Origin of the sequence: Pseudomonas sp. C8002, from assembly GCF_013385765.1 — a bacterium.
Lineage (GTDB): Bacteria > Pseudomonadota > Gammaproteobacteria > Pseudomonadales > Pseudomonadaceae > Aquipseudomonas.
Genome location: NZ_JACAPJ010000025.1, coordinates 68,834 through 88,448 on the forward strand (window position 1 = coordinate 68,834; position 19,615 = coordinate 88,448).

Consider the following 19,615-nt stretch of genomic DNA (forward strand, 5'->3'; position numbering starts at 1 on the left):
CCGGAGTGAGGGAACACCGAGCCCTAGCGAGGTGCCGACAGGCGGGGCAGAGCGTTTTGGTTACTTTTGCGCTTTTCAAAAGTGACCCGCTGTAAGAGCGGAACCAATAGCAGCCGTTACCGCAGGAATGGATATGTACACGGTAAACGCCAACCCAAGGGGTCACTCATGTTCAACAAAATCCTCATAGCCAACCGTGGCGAAATCGCCTGCCGCATCCAGCGCACCGCTCAATCCCTGGGCTACCGCACCGTAGCGATCTACAGCGAAGCCGACGCCGACGCCCTGCACGTCCAGATGGCCGACGAAGCCATCAACATCGGCCCCGCCCCCGTCACCCAGTCCTACCTGAACATCGAAGCCATCCTCAACGCAGCCCACCGCACCGGCGCCGACGCCATCCACCCCGGCTACGGCTTCCTCTCCGAAAACCCCGACTTCGCCCGAGCCTGCGCAAACGCCGACCTCACCTTCATCGGCCCCAGCCCCGAAGCCATCGACCTGATGGGCAGCAAACGCCTCTCAAAAATCGCCATGCTCAACGCCGGCGTCCCCTGCATCAAGGGCTACCAAGGCCCCGACCAGGGCGACCCAACCCTGCAACAACAAGCCACCCACATCGGCTACCCACTGATGATCAAGGCCAGCGCCGGCGGCGGCGGCCGCGGCATGCGCCTGGTACACAACCCCGACACCCTGCTGGAACACCTGCGCACCGCCCGCTCCGAAGCACAAAACGCCTTCGGCAGCGCCGAACTCATCCTCGAACAAGCCCTGATCGCCCCCCGCCACGTCGAAATCCAACTGTTCGGCGACACCCACGGCAACCTGATCTACCTCGGCGAACGCGACTGCTCGGTCCAGCGCCGCCATCAAAAAGTCATCGAAGAAGCCCCCTGCCCCGTCATGACCCCCAAGCTGCGCCAAGCCATGGGCGAAGCCGCCCTCAAGGCCGCGCGCGCCGTCAATTACGTCGGCGCCGGCACGGTGGAGTTCCTGCTCGACCGCGACGGCAATTTCTACTTCCTGGAAATGAACACCCGCCTGCAGGTCGAACACCCGGTCACCGAACTGATCACCGGCCTCGACCTCGTCGCCTGGCAACTGCACATCGCCGCCGGCCAACCTTTGCCCCTGAGTCAGGAACAAGTGACCCTCACCGGCCACGCCATGGAAGTGCGCCTGTACGCCGAAGACCCGGCCCAGGGCTTCCTCCCGCAAACCGGCGACGTACTGCGCTGGGACCCGGCGCCAGGTGTGCGCATCGATCATGGCGTGCTGGAAGGCCAGCGCATCACCCCGTTCTACGACTCGATGCTGGGCAAGATCATCGCCCACGGCGCCACCCGCGAAGAGGCCCGGCGCAAGCTGGTCAGGGCCGTGGAAGACTGCGTGCTGCTCGGCGTGCCCACCAACCAGCGCCTGCTGGCCAGCCTGCTCAAGCATCCACACTTCATCGCCGGCGACTTCAGCACCGGCTTTATTGCCGAACACTTCAGCGACATCCCGCGTCCCCACGCGACCAACGAAGAGCTGGCCCTGGCCGCCGCGCTGTTTTACCAACACAGCGCCAGCGCTCACACCCAGCCATTATCCGGCTGGCGCAACAACGCCAGCGTACCCTGGACCTGGCAATTGGCCGAACACGACGAGCCCCGGGCCATCAGCCTCAGTGTGCTGGCGGACAATTGCCTGCAAGTCGAGATTGATCAGCACGCCATCGAAATACGCGACCTCTCCACCGACGGACGCTGGGCCACCGCCGTTCTCAACGGCATTCGCCGTCGCATTGCCTACCACCTGCAAGGCACCCGGCTCTGGTTGCCCGGCGTGTGCATCAATGATCGAACCCAAACCGTCGCCACCCGCCAGGCCGAGGCCAGCAACGGCACGGTCAAGGCGCCGATGGACGGGGCAATTGTCGAAGTACGGGTCAGCGAAGGCGATTCGGTCAGCAAGGGCCAGCTGTTGCTGGTGCTGGAAGCGATGAAAATGGAGCACCCCCTCAAGGCCGGCATGAGTGGCGTGGTCAAGCGAATCCAGGCGGTTGCAGGCGATCAGGTCAGGAACCGTCAGATTTTGCTGGAGATCGAGTAAGCCCTGGGCGGAACTAGCAGGCTTGGCTACGCTCTATCCCCATCAGGACGGGAAGAGTACGGGAACCTGCGATGCCTCATTGGCTGATTATTGATCTTGAAGCCACAACGGATGAAGGCGGCTGGCCCGTGACCGAGATGGAAATCATCGAAATCGGTGTGAGCCTGGTCAACCGCCAGGGCCGTGAACTGGACCATTTCCAGCGTTTCGTGCGGCCATTGCGCAGGCCGCTGCTGACGCCGTTCTGCCGCCAGTTGACCCACATCACCCAGGCGAATATCGACGCTGCCGCGCCGTTGATCGAGGTGTGGCCGCTGTTCGAACGCTGGCTTGGCCAGCACCAGGCACGCCTGGAAGGCTGGGCAAGCTGGGGTGACTACGATCGCCAGCAACTGGAACTGGAGTGGCAGCGCCATGGCTTGAGCAGCGTGCTGGGCCAGACGCCCCACGTGAACCTCAAGCAACGCTTCGCCAAGGCCCGGCGCCTGGACAAGCCGCTGGGGCTCAACGGCGCGCTGCAACTGGCCGGCATGCAGTTCCACGGCCAACAGCATCGGGCGCTGGAAGATGCACGCAATACCGCACGGCTGCTGCCGTTGATTTTGCCCGTGTAGAAGGCATACTGGCCGACCTTTCTTGACCCTTTTCCGAGGATTCGCCCATGTTTAAAGTCAACGAGTACTTCGACGGCACCGTCAAGTCGATCGCTTTCGGCACTGCAGAAGGTCCGGCGACCATCGGCGTCATGGCCCCGGGTGAATACGAGTTCGGCACTGCCCAGCGTGAAATCATGCACGTGGTATCGGGCGCACTGACCGTCAAGCTGCCAGACAGCACCGACTGGGAAACCTTCGCCGCCGGCACCCAGTTCAACGTGCCAGCCAACAGCAAGTTCCAGCTGAAGGTGGCGGTCGACACCGCCTACCTGTGCGAATACCGCGGCTAAACGTTCGATAGCCGAAAAAAATGCCCGTCTCGCGAGAGACGGGCATTTTTCATTTCAGGGCTGCTTACTCCAGGATCGTCACCGGCATGCCGACTTCCAGGCGGCCCACCCCATCGTTGACCAGGTTCTGCCCAAACATCACATCGCCCTCTTGCTCGCGGTAGGTCTTGAGCGTGGCCAGCGGTTCGCGGTCGGCACTGCGCTCGCCACTCGCCGGGTCGATGGTGGTGAGGATGCAGCGTGAGCAGGACTTGACCACGCGAAACTCCACATCACCGATCCGTATCCGCTTCCAGCCGTCTTCGGCAAAGGCTTCGCTGCCCTCGATCACCAGGTTGGGGCGAAAACGCAGCATCTCCATGGGCCGACCGATACGCTGGGACAGGTCATCCAGGGACGCCTGGCCGATCAGCAGCAACGGAAAGCCATCGGCAAACGCGACCTTGTCATCATCCTTGCCGTAGCCGGCCTCGGTCGTGCGTGCACGGGACAGCGGCACTTGCACCAGCCGCGTGGGTTTGCCGATGAATTCGCTGAGCCAGGCGCCCGCCTCGTCACCGGCATCCGGCACGCGCAAGGTGTCACGCCAGATGGTCACGCCGCGCAACTCGGCATCGCTGCCGGGTAGTGGCACGTCAAGCGCAGGTTGGCCCTCGGCGCTCAAGGTCAGGCCACCGGCGCTGTTCCACAGCGCCGAGAGCTGGCTCATCCTGGCCACGGCGCGCTGGGTCAGGAAACGCCCGCTGGCCTCGTCCACCAACATCCAGCGTCGATCCCCGTCGAGCCCGAGTGTGTCCAGGCCGATCTGCTGCAAGGATTCACCCTTGCCGGACTTCAAGGGGTATCGGTACAACGCGCTGAGACGAAGCATGGGCCTGCATTCCTGAGGGACAAAGCCGTCACCCTAAGCTCAAGCCGGGACTTCGTCCAGCATCAGGCGCTGACGCACCACGTCCACCAACTTGTCGGGCTGGAACTTGGAGAGGAAGTTGTCGCAACCGACCTTCTTCACCATCGAGTCGTTGAAGCTGCCGGACAACGACGTATGCAGCACCACGTACAGGCTGCGCAGGCGCGGGTCGTTGCGAATCTCGGTGGTCAGGCGGTAGCCGTCCATCTCGGGCATTTCGGCGTCGGTGAAGATCATCAACAGCTTGTCGGTCATCACCTGGCCACTGTCGGCCCAGGCCTTGAGCATGTTCAGTGCCTTGAGGCCGTCGCTGGCAATGTGCATCTTCACCCCCAACTGTCCGAGGGTGTCACGCAGTTGCGAGAGGGCGACGTTGGAGTCATCCACCAGCAGCACTTCGCGGCCGCGGGCGCGTTCCAGCACCGGGTCTTCAAGTTTCTCGCGGGAAACCTTGGCATTGTAGGGCACGATTTCGGCGAGGACTTTTTCCACGTCGATGATTTCCACCAACTGGTCATCGACCTTGCTGATGGCCGTCAGGTAATGCTGGCGCCCGGCACTTGCCGGCGGCGGCAGGATCGCCTCCCAGTTCATGTTGACGATGCGGTCGACGCCGCCCACCAGGAACGCCTGCACCGAGCGGTTGTACTCGGTGACGATAATGGTGCTGTTGGGGCCCGGAATCAGCGGACGCATGCCAATCGCCTGGGACAGGTCGATCACCGGCAACGTCTGCCCACGCAGGTTGACCACCCCGCAGACAAACGGGTGGCGCTGGGGCATCAGGGTCAACTTGGGCAGTTGCAGCACTTCCTGCACCTTGAACACGTTGATCGCGAACAGCTGCCGCCCGGCCAGGCGAAACATGAGGATCTCCAGGCGATTCTCACCCACCAATTGTGTGCGTTGATCTACCGTGTCGAGAATGCCGGCCATTAAAGACTCCTGGGGTTTAGCGGATGGATAGTGCTGGTCACTGAAGCAGGTTATCGGCGGCAAACGCCGGACCTTGACCCCCACTAAAATGCCATGCAAATCCATTGATGTCACACTGACATCATGCTTTACTGAACCCGCTTCAACGCAAGGCCCATCACCACCGCCGCGTGACCGCAAAGTCTGCGCGAGGTTCCGCTATGTAAGGGATTCCCCTATCCACAATCAGGACCAACCTGATATTCGCGATATCTAATAGCCATTAATGTGACGCCATTCTCATTGCATGAATGGAGTCAGGCTTTTGTTTGCTATCGCAAGCCCACGGCCAACGGATCATCCAGTGACTTATGTACTGGCACCCAAAGAAGTTGTGCGAATGCCCCTGGAAATTGTGGGGTACTCGGACGACGGCCGTCATTCAAATAAATTTCCTACTGAAAAGTCGGAACGGGCCTACAGATATTCGTCATATTTCAGCGGTAGTTTTACGCCATTCAACCGGTGCAACATCTCATCATCCGATCGTATGTTCTGGAGACTTGTGTGATGAACGACGGCAAAGAGTGGCAACTTGCACTTCCCGAGTTCCTCCTCGAAGCGGAAATGTTGCTGGCCAAGTCTGAAGAATGCTTGAGCCACCTGCATTTGATCCGCAACGACAGTGACGCGATCGACTGCATGAAAACCAACCTGATCAAGCTCGCGGAAAAATCCGAAGCCCTGGCCCTGAGGGCGATCAGCGAGTTCTCACGGCATATCCAGTACCTGATCAGCAACGCCGCCAGCCCCCTGCAACTGCATGACGAAGCACTTGATGCACTGCACAACTGCCTCACCCTGCTGGCCTGGCAACTGGAGTTGATCGATACAAAAACCGGCAAGCTCGGCCTGGATGAAACGGAACAAACCGTGTTGATCGCCACCGTTGTCCAACACATCCCCCAAAGCGATTTCGGCTATAAGCAACAACACAGGCCTTACGCTATTTGAGGCTTCTTCGCATTCAAGCGACAAAAATGTCGCATTCAATTGCCTGATTATCTAAAAACGACACCACAACTATTTATGCATCACGACGTCGTTAGCAGAAAAATATCAATAAGCCACTAACGACAATACTGATACAAAACAACTTCAATGATACAACTTCCCCACTCGTTGAACTCCGGGACTACCTTCCGGGACGCTGCCGTGATTAATACTCCTCATCCCGCTCGGCGCCAGGCGACCAACGGTAATAGTGGTGGTACCATGCCCCGCTCGAAGTGACTCAACTTCATGATGCATATAAACGTGAAATGCGCCTCCTATGTACGCCAGCCTGAAGTCACTCATCGCAAGGTCCGTGTCCCGAAGCAATGCACGCTGGATAACCCTCGCGCTATGCCTGTGCGCGTGCCTGCTCAGCCTGTGGGCTTATGCACACTCGGCCGATCTTCCCCTGGCGCTGTTGTCAGTGAACCTGGCCACCCTGCTGGTGGTGGGCTTGCAACAGTGGCGCTCACGCAAGTCCATCAAGTTCCAGCCCCAGGAGTTGGCCGACCGTCTGTTGCAGGTCCAGGAAAACGAACGTCATCGTCTCAGCCGCGAACTGCACGACGATATCGGCCAACTGTTGACCGCCGCCAAGCTGCAAAGTGAATGGCTCAAGCGCCGTCTTCCGGAAAACCTGCAGGGCCACTGTGCGGTGCTGTGCAACACCCTCAACGAAACCCTGGCCAAGGTGCAGGACGTGTCGGCCATCCTCAACCCCCGGCAACTGGCGAGCCTGGGCCTTGAGGCGAGCCTGCGGGCGCATCTGCTCAAGACCCTGGAAAACACCCGGGTAAGCTGGAGCCTGGAATGCCATCAACGGCTGACCGGCATCCCGGAAGAGATGGCTGTTGCCGCCTTTCGCATTACCCAGGAAGCCGTCACCAACATGCTGCGCCATGCCCAGGCACGTAACCTGCTGGTACGCCTGCAACGCCTGCCCGAAGGCCTGTCACTGTTTATCAGCGATGACGGCCAGGGCTTTTCGCCCGCCATCAACCCCGCCCAGGAAGGCCAGCGGGGCATGGCGGGAATGTCCGAGCGGATTGATCAACTGGGAGGCACATTGTCGGTCAATAGCCAGCCAGGCTCCGGGACGAGGATCGAAGCGCTTTTCCCCTGGGCGCCCCGCGCCCTCGAACGGGCCAACCCCCATAAGGTTCTAGAGTGACGTGCAACTTACTCCTGGTGGATGACCACTCCCTGATCAGGGCCGGCGTGCGTGCGCTGGTCATGGATATTCCCGGCTACGCGGTGATCGGTGAAGCGAGCGACGGCGCGCAGTTGCTGGAGCGGTTTGACGCGCTGCAACCCGACATCGTGCTGCTTGACCTGTCGATGAAGCACACCGGCGGGCTCGATGCATTGAAAGACCTCAAGCGCGCCTACCCGAAGAGCAAGGTGCTGATCCTGTCGATGCACACCGACCCGGAGCTGATCATGTGCGCGCTGGAGTCCGGCGCCCATGGCTACCTGCTCAAGGACACCACGGCCAATGAGCTGGAGCACGCGCTGCTGGCGTTGCGCAACAACGAACGCTACCTCAGCCCGGCAATCGCCCATACGGTGATCAACCAGGCGCTGATCCGCAATCAGGCCCAGGTCAACCCGCCGCCCCACAGCCACAACCTGACGGCACGCCAGTTGGAAATCCTGCGCTTGATCGTGCGCGGCAAGTCCACCCGTGAAATCGCCAATGGCCTGGGTCTGAGCATCAAGACCGTAGAAGCCCACCGCTCGCAGATCATGAAGCGCCTGCAGATTTTCGACGTGGCGGGCCTGGTGCTGTTCGCAGTGCGCGAACAGATCATCAGCCTTGACGATTAGTCAGCAACGGTGAGTCCTCCGGCAGATGCACCCGCAGTGCCTGGGGCAAGGCCGAGAAGTGCAAGTCGTCACCCTGGAGTGGTTCGCCGTCGAGGTTGATCGCCAGCCCTTCGGCGACCTTGATTTCGACCCACGGCAAGCGCGCCCGCACAAACATATTGTCCAGGCCCCAGCCGTCCGTCATCAGGTTGCGCAGGGTGCCGACCACTTCCTGCGGCGCCGGCAAGATGCTGATATCCAACAAACCATCATCGGCCAGGGCGCCGGGGCACAGCACGTGGCCACCACCGGCCTGGCGCCCGTTGCCGATGCCCAGGGCCAGCAGTTCGCCGCGCCAGTGAAAGTCGGGGCCCTGCAATTCACCGTAGGCCGCGCGCAACTCGCTGAAGCGTGACAGGCCGGTGAACAGATACGCCGCGCCACCGAGGACTTTCTTCAAGTCTTCGGAGGTGTTGGCGGTGACCTGACTGCCAAAACCACCGGTGGCCATATTCAGGAAGATCTGTCCGCCTACTTCGCCCAGGTCGATGGCACGGGCCGGTACATCCAGCAGGTCCAGGGCCTGCTCGGGCTCCAGCGGCACACCGGCGGCGCGGGCAAAATCGTTGGCGGTACCGAGGGGCATCAGCACCAGGCTGGCCTCGGTCTTGGCCCGGGCCATGGCCTCGGCCACATCCCGCAGGGTGCCGTCACCGCCGCCGGCGATCAGCCGCGTGTAGCCATCGGCAAGGGCCTGATCGACAAACCGCTGGGCATCGCCACCCTCCCACGTCACCCGTACGGCCAGCTCCCAGCCCTGCTCGCGCTTGCCCTGCACTGCCGCCCGCACCTCTTCGTTGAGGGCTTGCTTGCCGTGCAGAATCAACAGTGCCTTGGGTGTGCTCATGGATGAATGCTCCTGGGTTTAAGGTTCCTGAGGGATGTTGACCGTGGCCAATCGAAAAAAAGCCATCGGATGTAGAAATTAACCGGGTTTTGTAGCGTTTCTGACACGGATCAACTCGCACTTGGCGAAATCGACCTAGACTTATACCTATTCCCACCCGACAAGGCCGTCGCACCATGATCACCATGTCCGCCTTCCACTCCATGCTTATCCCCATACTGACCGGCATGATCCTCCTGGCCATCGGCTTCAACTTCCGCGACAAACCCATCGGTGTGTTCGGCATGTGGATCGGCATGCTGCTGATCCTCGGCACCGTGGTTTACAAGATCCTCGCCAAACTCGCCGAATGACAATCTCACTCGCATTGCACATGACGGCCTCGTACACTCGGTCAATTCGTCGTTTTTAAGGTTGACCGCCTCGTGCTTGCCCGTCTGTTTGCCCTGCCCTGTTGCCTGCTTTTCTGCCTGCTGACCCTGCTGCCCATGGCGCCTGCCCACGCCGTGAGCCTGCCGGGGCTGCTGGGCAGCAACACCAAAACCCAGCCGCAAGCCGACGTCCCGTTGGGCCAGTCCCTGGACGAGGTGATCAAGACCCTGGAAAACGACCAGCAGCGCACCAAGCTGCTGAGCGACCTGAAAAAGCTTCGTGAGACCACGCAAAAGGCCCAGCCCGCCGCCGAACTGGGTGTACTCGGTTTGATCGGCGGCACGCTGTCGAGCCTGGAGCAACAATTCTCCGGTGCCGACAGCCCGCTCAATCGCTGGTCCAACGAGTTTGACCAGGCCAAGGATGAACTCACCGCACTGATGCTGCCGGCCAGCGAATGGCTGCCGATCATCTTTGCCTTTGCCATGATCCTGATGCTCTGGAGCCTGCTGGCCGCGATCCTGATCTGGCTCAGCCACCGGGTGCGCGAACGCTTCGGCCTGACCGAAGAACTGCCGCAACACCCCAAGACCTGGGACCTGCTGCGCTTTGCCCTGCGCAAGCTCGGCCCGTGGCTGATCGCGTTGGTGATCACCGTCTACATGAGTTACGCACTGCCCTCGTCCCTCGGCAAATCCCTGGCGATGGTGCTGGCCTACGCGCTGGTGGTGGGCACCTGCTTCTCGGCGATCTGCGTGGTCGCCTTTTCCGTACTCGACGGCCCGCACCGTCACCGCGCGTTGTACATCCTGCGCCACCAGGCCTTCCGGCCGTTGTGGCTGATCGGCAGCTTTGCCGCCTTTGGCGAAGCCGTCAGCGACCCGCGCCTGGCCGAGAGCCTGGGCCAGCACCTGTCCCATGTCGCCGCGACCATCGCCAATGTCATGGCCGCGCTGTCCACCGGTGTGTTCATCCTGCGATTCCGCCGGCCGATTGCGCACCTGATCCGCAACCAGCCGCTGTCCCGCCGCCTGACCCGCCGCGCCCTGAGTGACACTATCGAAATCGTCGGTACCTTCTGGTACCTGCCGGCGTTGCTGCTGGTGGGCATCTCGCTGTTCGCCACCTTCGTCTCCGCCGGCGACACCAGCACCGCCCTGCGCCAGTCGTTGTTGTGCACGGTGTTGCTGGTGCTGTGCATGGTGATCAACGGCCTGGTGCGCCGCCATTCCCTCAAGCCGCAGCGTGGGCACAAGCGCCATGCGCTGTACTCCGAGCGCCTGAAAAGCTTCGTCTACACCCTCGCCCACCTGGTGGTGTGGCTGGTGTTTATCGAACTCGGCCTGCGGGTCTGGGGCCTGTCGCTGATCCGCTTTACCGAAGGCGACGGGCATGAAATCAGCGTCAAGCTGTTCGGCCTTGCCGGCACATTGCTGTTTGCCTGGCTGATCTGGATCCTCAGCGACACCGCGATCCACCACGCCCTCACCCGCTCGCGCAAAGGCCTGGCCAACGCGCGTGCGCAAACGATGATGCCGTTGATTCGCAACGTGCTGTTCGTGACCATCTTCATCATTGCCGCCATCGTCGCCCTGGCGAACATGGGCATGAACGTCACGCCGCTGCTGGCGGGTGCCGGTGTGATCGGCCTGGCCATCGGTTTTGGTGCACAGTCGCTGGTGGCGGATTTGATCACCGGCCTGTTCATCATTATCGAAGACTCCCTGGCAATTGATGACTACGTGGATGTCGGCGGCCACCTGGGGACGGTCGAAGGGTTGACCATCCGTACCGTGCGCCTGCGGGACATCGACGGCATCGTGCATACGATCCCGTTCAGTGAAATCAAAAGCATCAAGAACTACTCCCGGGAGTTCGGCTACGCGATCTTCCGGGTGGCGATTCCCTACAACATGGAAATCGACGACGCCATCAAGCTGATGCGCGACGTCGGGCAGAAGATGCGCAACGACCCGTTGCAGCGGCGCAATATCTGGTCGCCGCTGGAGATTCAGGGTGTAGAAAGTTTCGAGTCCGGCAGTGCGATTCTTCGCGCCCGCTTCAAGACCGCGCCGATCAAGCAGTGGGAGGTTTCGCGGGCGTTCAACCTGTCGCTCAAGCGTCACCTCGATGAAGCCGGGCTGGACCTGGCCACCCCACGCTTGAGCGTGCAAGTGGTGACAGCGGCGGGAGGCGTGCAAGAGAAAGAATAAGCGCTGCCCGGATGACGTCAGGATCAACAACAATAATCATGGAGAGTCCTTATGCGTTTGACCGGTCTTACACACCAATGGGTATTCGGCCTGCTGTGCGGTGTCGCCAGCAGCGCGGTCATCGCCGCCAACAGCGGCCAGGACAGTGCCCGCGAAACCATCGCCGCCCAGGCCAAAGTACTGGAACCGGCCCTGCTGGAAACCCGGCGCGACATCCACGCCCATCCTGAACTGGGCAATACCGAACATCGCACCGCGGAGCTGGTGGCCAAGCAGCTGCGGGAGATGGGGCTGGAGGTCAAGACTGGCGTGGCGCGCACGGGCGTTGTCGCCATCCTCAAGGGCGCCCTGCCCGGCCCGACCGTGGCCTTGCGCGCCGACATGGATGCGCTGCCGGTCAAGGAAGTCTCCGGCCTGCCCTTCGCCTCGAAGGCCAAGGGTGTGTACCTCGATAAAGAAGTCGACGTGATGCACGCCTGCGGCCACGACGCCCACACCGCCATCCTGCTGAGCACGGCGAAAATCCTTACAGGTATGCGCGATCGTCTGCCTGGGACCGTGGTGTTTTATTTCCAGCCGGCTGAAGAAGGCCCGAGCGACTTTATCCCCGACGGTAAAAACACTTGGGGCGCGAAGATGATGGTGCAGGAAGGGCTGATGAAATCGCCCAAGCCGGATGCCGTTTTTGGGCTGCATGTGTGGGCCGGGGTGCCTGCGGGGCAGATTGCGTATCGGCCGGGGCCGACGCTGGCGAGCTCGGATGACCTGCGGATCAAGATCCTGGGCAAGCAGACCCATGCGGGGCGGCCGTGGGATGGGATCGATCCGATTACCGTGGGGGCGCAGGCCATTGTGGGGCTGCAGACGGTGGTCAGTCGGCGTACCGACATTTCTTCGTTTCCGGCGGTGGTGAGTATTGGCACCATCAACGGAGGGACGCGGTACAACATCATTCCCGAGTCGGTGGACATGAGTGGGACCATTCGCTCCTACGACTATGGCATTCGCCAGAAGCTGCATGCGGATGTGCGGCAGACCGTCGAGAAGATTGCCGAGAGTGGTGGGGCGAAGGCTGAGGTGACGATCATTGAGAAGTACGACCCGACCATCAACAACCCGGCGCTGACCGAGAAGATGCTGCCGAGTTTGCGTTGGGCGGCGAATGGGGATGTGGTCAACGCCCCGTTAGTGGGTGGGGCTGAAGACTTCTCGTTTTATGCCAAGGAAGCGCCAGGGTTGTTTGTGTTTCTGGGGGTGACGCCGAGGGATCAGGACATGAGCAAGGCGGCGCCGAATCATAATCCGGGGTTCTTTGTGGATGAGTCGGCGTTGGTGGTTGGGGTTCGGACGCTGGCTTCGTTGGCGACGGATTATTTGTATGCCAATGCGGCGGATTGAGGGTATATCCGTTATTCAGGTAACGGCCGCCTAGGGTTCCGCTCTTGCCCCACCACTCTGCACCTCGCTCGGGCTTAAGTGTGGTGAAGCAACAGCAAACCCAAAGGCGGACACGATCCAAATGTGGGAGCGGGCTTGCTCGCGAAGGTCGTTAACGATGACGTGGGTATCCTGACTCAACGCGGCGCCCTCAGGTTTTTCGCGAGCAAGCCCGCTCCCACATAAAGCGGCTCTGCTTTTGCTCTAACACTCGGGTCATCGGGGTAAAGCCCTGTGCTTACTTGGGGCTGGGCCGGCATTCCAGCTGTTCAAAAGTGAGCCGCTGTGAGAGCGGAACCAAAAGCCGCCGTTACCTAAATAACGGATACACACAGGCAAAACGTCAAACCACATCCACCCCCACATGAATCGCATCATGCCGCCAAAACTCCAGATCACAATCAATCAACCGCTCATGCTGATCATAATTAACCCGAGCAATCCGCAACCCCGGGCTCCCCACCGACACCCTCAACGCCGCCGCAGCCTCAACCTGCAATGACGTCGGCACAATCTCAAACCGCACCCGCCCGTAGTGCAAGTCATACACCCGCGCATACAACTCCGTAATCGACTGATTCAAATCACACTCCAGAATCCCCGGAAAATACTGCGGGTTCAGATAGTGCTCCACATACAACACCAACCGCCCATCAATCCTGCGCCCCCGGCAAATCTGAATCACGCTGGACAACGCCGGCAACTGCAACCACGCACACACCGCCGCCGAAGCCGGCTGCAACCGCGCCGAAATCACCTCGGTCGACGGCACCCGACCCTGGGCACTCACCATCGCGTGAAAATGACTGCGCTGCATCAGGTTATAGGCAAGCCTGGGCGGCGACACAAACCACCCCCGCCGCTCCTCGCGATAAATCTGCCCTTGTGCCTCAAGTTGTAACAAGGCTTCCCGCACCGTAATCCGGGTGGTACCAAACAACTCGCTGAGCTTGCGCTCGGCCGGCAGCTTACTGGCAGGCGCCAACAAGCCATGGTCGATCTGCTCTTGCAGCGCCAGGCCAATGGTTGTCACCGCCTTGGTTGCCTCATCACGCATCAACGTTACCTATCTGGACTAGACCAGCACTATTCAGGTGCACAAAACGCCCTCTAAACGCGCCTCTGCTGTTGCGTGCAAGCCTAGGCATTGCACATGACCGACAGATGACAGCGCCTCGCGACGTCCTGCCACAAGACCTGCAATACATCGGCCAAGTCCAAGGCTTCCGGGCGGTTTGGCATGGTCTACGCTTACCCGGTGATCCCCCGTCCAGGCCAACAAAAAACGACATCGACATGAAACTGTCATCCGCCACGCCTAAATTGGCTCGTGTATTGCTGACCTAGACCAACACCACCGCAAACGTCGATAAAAACGCAGCGTTGAAAACGCCCAAAGGAGCTTCGGATGAAACAGCTTTTCCTGGCATCACTGTTAGGCTCGACCATTGCCATGTGCACCGCCGCCATGGCCGCTGATACCGATCTAAAAACCCTGGAAGCCGCCGCGAAAGCGGAAGGCGCCGTCAACAGCGTCGGCATGCCCGATGACTGGGCCAACTGGAAAGGCACCTGGGACGACCTGGCCAAGACCTACGGCCTCAAGCACATCGACACCGACATGAGCTCCGCCCAGGAAGTCGCCAAGTTTGCGGCAGAGAAAGACAACGCCAGCGCCGACATCGGCGACGTGGGTGCAGCCTTCGGCCCGATCGCGGTGAAACAGGGCGTTACCCAACCGTACAAACCGACCACCTGGGCACAAGTCCCGGATTGGGCGAAAGACAAGGACGGTAACTGGGCCCTGGCCTACACCGGCACCATCGCCTTTATCGTCAACAAAAAACTCCTGCACGGCTCCGAAGCGCCGAAAAGCTGGGCTGACCTGAAGACCGGCAAATACAAGGTTTCCATCGGTGACGTGAGCACCGCCGCCCAGGCGGCCAACGGCGTACTCGCCGCCGCACTCGCCAACGGTGGCGACGAGAAGAACATTCAGCCGGCGCTGCTGATGTTCGCCGACATCGCCAAGCAAGGCCGCCTGTCGCTGGCCAACCCAACCATCGCCACCATGGAAAAAGGCGAAGTGGAAGTGGGCGTGGTCTGGGACTTCAACGGCCTGAGCTACAAAGCCAAGATGGCCAACCCGGATGACTACGTGGTGCTGATCCCATCGGACGGCTCGGTGATTTCCGGCTACACCACCATCATCAACAAATACGCCAAGCACCCGAACGCCGCCAAGCTGACCCGCGAATACATCTTCAGCGACGCCGGCCAGACCAACCTGGCGCGTGGCAATGCGCGGCCGATCCGTGCCGAGCACCTGACCTTGCCAGCCGACGTACAGGCCAAGCTGCTGCCTAACGAGCAGTACAAGAAAGTCACGCCGATCAAGGACGCCGACGCTTGGGAGAAGACCTCCAAGGCACTGCCGCAGAAGTGGCAGGAAGAAGTCATCATCAATATGCAATAAGGCTTAACACGCCTGTTCAAGTGGAACGCGGTCAGTGTGGGAGCTGGCTTGCCTGCGATAGCGGTATAACATTCAGCAGCATTGTCGACTGACACACCGCTATCGCAGGCAAGCCAGCTCCCACATTTGATCGGTGTTCCAACCGAAAAACCGAGTCAAGCCTATTTGTTGCGGAGCCCCAGCCCCTATGAAGCACAACGTCATCCTTGTCGTGCTCGACGGCCTGAATTACGAGGTTGCCCGACACGCCATGGGGCACTTGCAGGCCTATGTCGGCGCAGGACGCGCAGCATTGTACAAACTGGAATGTGAACTGCCGGCCCTGTCCCGGCCACTGTACGAATGCATCCTCACCGGCGTCCCGCCGATCGAGAGCGGCATCGTCCACAACAACGTCTCGCGCCTGTCCAACCAGCGCAGCATTTTCCATTACGCCACCGATGCCGGTTTATCCACGGCGGCGGCGGCTTATCACTGGGTCAGCGAGTTGTATAACCGCTCGCCCTTTATCGCCGCCCGGGATCGGCATACCAGCGACCCGGCCCTGGCGATCCAGCACGGGCATTTCTACTGGAATGACCATTACCCGGACTCGCACCTGTTTGCCGACGCCGAAAGCCTGCGCCTCAAACACGCGCCGAATTTCCTGGTGGTGCACCCGATGAACATCGACGATGCCGGCCACAAGCACGGCCTCGACACCCCGCAATACCGCAACAGCGCGCGCTCGGCCGACATCATCCTCGCCGACTACCTGCAAGGCTGGCTCGACGCCGGTTACCAGGTACTGGTGACGGCCGACCACGGCATGAACAACGACCGCTCCCACAACGGCCTGCTGCCGGAAGAACGGGAAGTGCCGCTGTTTGTGCTGGGTGATGCCTTCAGCCTCGACACCCACGCCACGCCCAAACAAACCGAGCTGTGCGGCACCGTCTGCGAGCTGTTGGGTGTACCCCACGACAAACCTGTATGCCGGGAGCTGTTGAAGTGAATTCAGTGATCCGCGGCAAATGGCTGGCCGCCTTGTGCCTGGTGCCCTTCGCGCTGTTTTTTATCGTGTTCGAGATCGCTCCGCTGCTCTGGGTGCTGGTCAGCAGCCTGCAATCGGAAGAGTTTGGCTGGGGCCTGGCCAACTTCAGCAAGATCGCCAATTCGAAATTCTACCTGCAGGCAATCCAGTACAGCCTGGAGATCAGTTTCTACTCCAGTGTGTTCGGGATCGTCATTGCCGTGCTGGGCAGTTACTCGCTGCGTCGGGTGGATGGCCGGCTGCGCAATTTCGTGACCGCCTTCGCCAACATGACCAGCAACTTCTCCGGCGTACCCCTGGCCTTCGCCTTCATCATCCTGCTGGGGTTCAACGGCAGCATCACCATCATGCTCAAGCAGGCCGGGATCATTCAGGACTTCAACCTGTATTCCAAGACCGGGTTGATCATCCTTTATACCTATTTCCAGATTCCCCTCGGCGTACTGCTGCTCTACCCGGCCTTTGACGCGTTGCGCGAAGACTGGCGCGAGTCCGCTTCGTTGCTCGGCGCGGATGGCTGGCAATACTGGCGGCATATCGGCTTGCCGGTGCTGACCCCAGCGCTGCTGGGCACCTTCGTGATCCTGCTGGCCAACGCTCTCGGCGCCTACGCCACGGTGTACGCGCTGACCACCGGCAACTTCAACGTGCTGCCGATCCGCATCGCGGCGATGGTCTCCGGCGATATTTCCCTGGACCCGAACATGGCCAGTGCCCTGGCCGTGGTGCTGGTAGCGCTCATGACGGTGGTGACCGTAGTCCATCAACTGCTGCTCAAGAGGAGCTACCATGTCTCGCGCTGAACCTGGCTCGGCCGCCCTCTACCATCGCGTAGTGGTGTACCTGTTGCTTGCTGTCCTGGTGCTGCCATTGCTCGGCACCCTGGTCTACTCCATCGCCAGCAGTTGGTCGGCGACCATCCTGCCATCCGGCTTTACCTTCAAATGGTATATCCAGCTGTGGAGTGACCCGCGCTTCCTGAATGCCTTCGGCCAGTCGCTGCTGGTGTGCGTCGGCGCGCTGATCTTGTCGGTGGTGCTGATCCTGCCGCTGCTGTTTGTGGTGCATTACCACTTTCCGAAACTCGACGCGCTGATGAACATTTTGATCCTGCTGCCCTTCGCGGTGCCGCCGGTGGTGTCGTCGGTGGGGCTGTTGCAGCTCTATGGCTCGGGGCCATTTGCGATGGTAGGTACGCCGTGGATCCTGATCGGTTGCTACTTCACCGTGGCGCTGCCGTTCATGTATCGGGCGATCACCAACAACCTGCAAGCGATCAACCTGCGGGACCTGATGGATGCCGCCCAACTGCTCGGTGCCAGCACCTTTCAGGCGGCGTTCCTGGTGGTGCTGCCGAACCTGCGCAAGGGCTTGATGGTGGCACTGCTGCTGTCGTTCTCGTTCCTGTTCGGCGAGTTCGTGTTCGCCAACATCCTGGTGGGCACCCGCTACGAAACCCTGCAGGTGTACCTCAACAATATGCGTAACAGCAGCGGCCACTTCACCAGTGCCCTGGTGATCTCCTATTTCTTCTTCGTGCTGGTGCTGACCTGGGCCGCCAACATCTTGAACAAGGACAAAAGCCAATGAGCTTCGTCAGCGTCCAACACCTGCAGAAAGGCTACGCCGGTACGCCGGTATTCAGTGACATCAACTGCGAAATCGCCAAGGGCGAATTCGTCACCCTGCTTGGCCCGTCGGGCTGCGGCAAGTCGACCCTGCTGCGCTGCATCGCCGGCCTGACCTCGGTGGACAGCGGGAAAATCCTGCTGGATGGCCAGGACATCGTCCCGCTGAGCCCACAGAAACGGCATATCGGCATGGTGTTCCAGAGCTACGCGCTGTTCCCCAACATGACGGTGGAACAGAACGTCGCCTTCGGCCTGCGCATGCAGAAGGTCAATGCCGACGACAGCCACAAACGCGTGCAGGAAGTGTTGCAACTGGTGGAGCTGAAAGAACTCGCCGGCCGCTACCCGCACCAGATGTCCGGCGGCCAGTGCCAGCGCGTGGCCCTCGCCCGCTCCCTGGTGACGCGCCCGCGTCTGTTGCTGCTGGATGAACCGCTGTCGGCCCTCGACGCACGGATTCGCAAGCACCTGCGCGAACAGATTCGCCAGATCCAGCGCGAGCTGGGCCTGACCACCATCTTCGTGACCCATGACCAGGAAGAAGCCCTGACCATGTCCGACCGGATCTTCCTGATGAACCAGGGCAAGATCGTACAGAGCGGCGATGCCGAGACCCTCTACACCGCGCCGGTGGATGTGTTCGCCGCGGGCTTTATCGGCAACTACAACCTGCTGGACGCCGACAAGGCCAGCAAACTGTTGCAGCGTCCGATCACCGGGCGCATCGCCATTCGCCCGGAGGCCATTGAGCTCAGCCGCAGCGGTGAGCTGGATGCGTTGGTGCGCAGCCACAGCCTGTTGGGCAACGTGATTCGCTACCGCATCGAAGCCCGGGGCGTGGAATTGGTGGTGGATGTGCTTAACCGCTCGGCTGACGATCTGCACCCGGATGGTCAGAGATTGGCACTTTCCATCGACCCAAGTGCGTTGTGTGAAGTAGCCTGACGCACGATTTATTTGAGAGAGCGTGACAGATGGCATTGGTAATTTTTGATCTGGACGACACCCTGATCCACGGCGACTGCGCCACCCTGTGGAGCGAGCAAATGGGCCGCCTGGGCTGGGTGGATGGTGAGTCGTTCATGCGCAAGAACGACGAACTGATGGCGGCCTACAGCCGCGGTGAGCTGGCCATGGAGGATTTCATGGACTTCAGCCTGGAGCCGATGATTGGCCGCACGCCGGAAGAGATCGAGCACCTTGTAGAGCCGTGGGTGGAAGACGTTATCGAGCCGCTGATCTACAGCGAAGCTACCCGGACTATCGCCCGGCACCGCCAGAATGGTGACCGGATTCTGGTGATCTCGGCGTCGGGGACGCACCTGGTCAAGCCGATTGCGGCGCGTATCGGCATTGATGAAGTGCTGGGGATTGAGCTGGACGTCGCCCATGGGGTGTACAGCGGCAAGACCACAGGTGTACTGACTTACCGCGAAGGCAAGATCACTCGCCTGATGGAATGGCTGGAGCAGGAAGGTGAGCACCTTGATGGGGCGTACTTCTACTCGGATTCGCGCAATGATTTGCCGCTGTTGCTGAAGGTGGAGAACCCGCAGGTGGTGAATCCGGACCCGGTGCTGCGGGCGCATGCTGAGAAGGCTGGGTGGCCGATTCATCATTGGGTGTGACGTTTTGTGCTGGTTTGAGGTGGGTACATATCCGTTATTCAGGTAACGGCCACCTATGGTTTCGCTCTTACAGCGACTCACTTTGGAAAAGCCCCAAAGTAAGCAAAGGGCTCTGCCCCGCCTGTCGGCGCCTCGCTGTGGCTCGGCGTTCCCTCACTCCGGCATTGCTCCGCGGGCCGCCGCGACGG

The 19,615-nt window shown here is 60.7% G+C and carries 18 protein-coding genes and 1 pseudogene; 15 read left to right on the plus strand and 4 right to left on the minus strand.

Annotated features, from left to right (window positions below):
- Nucleotides 1-168 precede the first annotated feature (168 nt).
- The 3 genes from HX814_RS25005 (at nucleotide 169) to HX814_RS25015 (ending at nucleotide 3,043) form a co-directional block, all read left to right on the plus strand.
- On the plus strand, nucleotides 169-2,097 hold the full coding sequence (locus HX814_RS25005) for an acetyl/propionyl/methylcrotonyl-CoA carboxylase subunit alpha (RefSeq protein WP_177010026.1): 1,929 nt from the start codon (nucleotides 169-171) through the stop codon (nucleotides 2,095-2,097).
- A gap of 71 nt (nucleotides 2,098-2,168) precedes the next feature.
- A complete protein-coding gene (locus HX814_RS25010; RefSeq protein ID WP_003219774.1) occupies nucleotides 2,169-2,711 on the plus strand; it encodes an exonuclease domain-containing protein in 543 nt (180 codons plus the stop codon).
- 47 nt (nucleotides 2,712-2,758) lie between these two features.
- Nucleotides 2,759-3,043 carry a pyrimidine/purine nucleoside phosphorylase gene (locus HX814_RS25015; RefSeq protein WP_150686752.1) on the plus strand — a complete coding sequence of 95 codons (285 nt, stop codon included), beginning with the start codon at nucleotides 2,759-2,761 and terminating at the stop codon, nucleotides 3,041-3,043.
- A gap of 64 nt (nucleotides 3,044-3,107) precedes the next feature.
- On the opposite strand, the gene HX814_RS25020 is transcribed toward HX814_RS25015, so the two are convergent.
- Nucleotides 3,108-3,914 carry an MOSC domain-containing protein gene (locus tag HX814_RS25020; RefSeq protein WP_003219772.1) on the minus strand — a complete coding sequence of 269 codons (807 nt, stop codon included), beginning with the start codon at nucleotides 3,912-3,914 and terminating at the stop codon, nucleotides 3,108-3,110.
- Nucleotides 3,915-3,953: 39 nt separating this feature from the next.
- Complete coding sequence (locus HX814_RS25025; RefSeq protein ID WP_008430676.1) at nucleotides 3,954-4,889, minus strand: chemotaxis protein CheV; 936 nt, start codon at nucleotides 4,887-4,889, stop codon at nucleotides 3,954-3,956.
- Between the two features lie 549 nt (nucleotides 4,890-5,438).
- On the opposite strand from HX814_RS25025, the gene HX814_RS25030 reads away from it, so the two are divergent.
- From HX814_RS25030 to HX814_RS25040, 3 genes are all read left to right on the plus strand, one after another.
- The gene (locus tag HX814_RS25030; protein ID WP_003219767.1) at nucleotides 5,439-5,882 is read left to right on the plus strand and encodes a hypothetical protein; all 444 of its coding nucleotides are present in this window, start codon (nucleotides 5,439-5,441) and stop codon (nucleotides 5,880-5,882) included.
- A 319-nt stretch (nucleotides 5,883-6,201) separates the two neighbouring features.
- The gene (locus tag HX814_RS25035; protein WP_003219766.1) at nucleotides 6,202-7,095 is read left to right on the plus strand and encodes a sensor histidine kinase; all 894 of its coding nucleotides are present in this window, start codon (nucleotides 6,202-6,204) and stop codon (nucleotides 7,093-7,095) included.
- On the plus strand, nucleotides 7,092-7,751 hold the full coding sequence (locus HX814_RS25040; protein ID WP_003219763.1) for a response regulator transcription factor: 660 nt from the start codon (nucleotides 7,092-7,094) through the stop codon (nucleotides 7,749-7,751). Before HX814_RS25035 ends, HX814_RS25040 begins: the two co-directional genes overlap by 4 nt.
- On the opposite strand, the pseudogene yegS reads toward HX814_RS25040, so the two are convergent.
- Nucleotides 7,713-8,637 (minus strand): annotated as a pseudogene (gene yegS / locus HX814_RS25045) (lipid kinase YegS); the annotation flags it as partial. The gene HX814_RS25040 and the pseudogene yegS sit on opposite strands and share 39 nt — an antisense overlap.
- A gap of 176 nt (nucleotides 8,638-8,813) precedes the next feature.
- Between yegS and HX814_RS25050 the strand changes: the two are divergent.
- The 3 genes from HX814_RS25050 to HX814_RS25060 all read left to right on the plus strand — a co-directional run bounded on the left by HX814_RS25050 (nucleotide 8,814) and on the right by HX814_RS25060 (nucleotide 12,620).
- Nucleotides 8,814-8,990 carry a hypothetical protein gene (locus HX814_RS25050; protein WP_003219760.1) on the plus strand — a complete coding sequence of 59 codons (177 nt, stop codon included), beginning with the start codon at nucleotides 8,814-8,816 and terminating at the stop codon, nucleotides 8,988-8,990.
- 72 nt (nucleotides 8,991-9,062) lie between these two features.
- Complete coding sequence (locus HX814_RS25055) at nucleotides 9,063-11,222, plus strand: mechanosensitive ion channel family protein (protein WP_003219758.1); 2,160 nt, start codon at nucleotides 9,063-9,065, stop codon at nucleotides 11,220-11,222.
- Between the two features lie 51 nt (nucleotides 11,223-11,273).
- Nucleotides 11,274-12,620 carry an amidohydrolase gene (locus HX814_RS25060; protein WP_177010028.1) on the plus strand — a complete coding sequence of 449 codons (1,347 nt, stop codon included), beginning with the start codon at nucleotides 11,274-11,276 and terminating at the stop codon, nucleotides 12,618-12,620.
- A gap of 382 nt (nucleotides 12,621-13,002) precedes the next feature.
- Here HX814_RS25060 and HX814_RS25065 read toward each other — a convergent pair whose 3' ends face one another.
- Entirely contained in the window at nucleotides 13,003-13,716 is a 714-nt protein-coding gene (locus HX814_RS25065; RefSeq protein ID WP_010166446.1) for a UTRA domain-containing protein, read from the minus strand.
- A 351-nt stretch (nucleotides 13,717-14,067) separates the two neighbouring features.
- On the opposite strand from HX814_RS25065, the gene HX814_RS25070 reads away from it, so the two are divergent.
- From HX814_RS25070 to HX814_RS25095, 6 genes are all read left to right on the plus strand, one after another.
- Nucleotides 14,068-15,135 (plus strand): ABC transporter substrate-binding protein, encoded by a 1,068-nt coding sequence (locus HX814_RS25070; RefSeq protein ID WP_003219752.1) that lies wholly within the window; start codon nucleotides 14,068-14,070, stop codon nucleotides 15,133-15,135.
- Nucleotides 15,136-15,322: 187 nt separating this feature from the next.
- On the plus strand, nucleotides 15,323-16,129 hold the full coding sequence (locus tag HX814_RS25075) for an alkaline phosphatase family protein (RefSeq protein WP_102606234.1): 807 nt from the start codon (nucleotides 15,323-15,325) through the stop codon (nucleotides 16,127-16,129).
- Nucleotides 16,126-16,971: an ABC transporter permease subunit gene (locus HX814_RS25080; protein ID WP_177010029.1), complete on the plus strand. Its 846-nt coding sequence runs from the start codon at nucleotides 16,126-16,128 to the stop codon at nucleotides 16,969-16,971. The genes HX814_RS25075 and HX814_RS25080 overlap by 4 nt, the downstream gene beginning before the upstream one ends.
- A complete protein-coding gene (locus HX814_RS25085) occupies nucleotides 16,958-17,758 on the plus strand; it encodes an ABC transporter permease (protein ID WP_102369616.1) in 801 nt (266 codons plus the stop codon). Before HX814_RS25080 ends, HX814_RS25085 begins: the two co-directional genes overlap by 14 nt.
- A complete protein-coding gene (locus HX814_RS25090; protein ID WP_003219745.1) occupies nucleotides 17,755-18,744 on the plus strand; it encodes an ABC transporter ATP-binding protein in 990 nt (329 codons plus the stop codon). Before HX814_RS25085 ends, HX814_RS25090 begins: the two co-directional genes overlap by 4 nt.
- 29 nt (nucleotides 18,745-18,773) lie before the next feature.
- A complete protein-coding gene (locus HX814_RS25095) occupies nucleotides 18,774-19,427 on the plus strand; it encodes an HAD family phosphatase (RefSeq protein WP_134327067.1) in 654 nt (217 codons plus the stop codon).
- Nucleotides 19,428-19,615 lie beyond the last annotated feature (188 nt).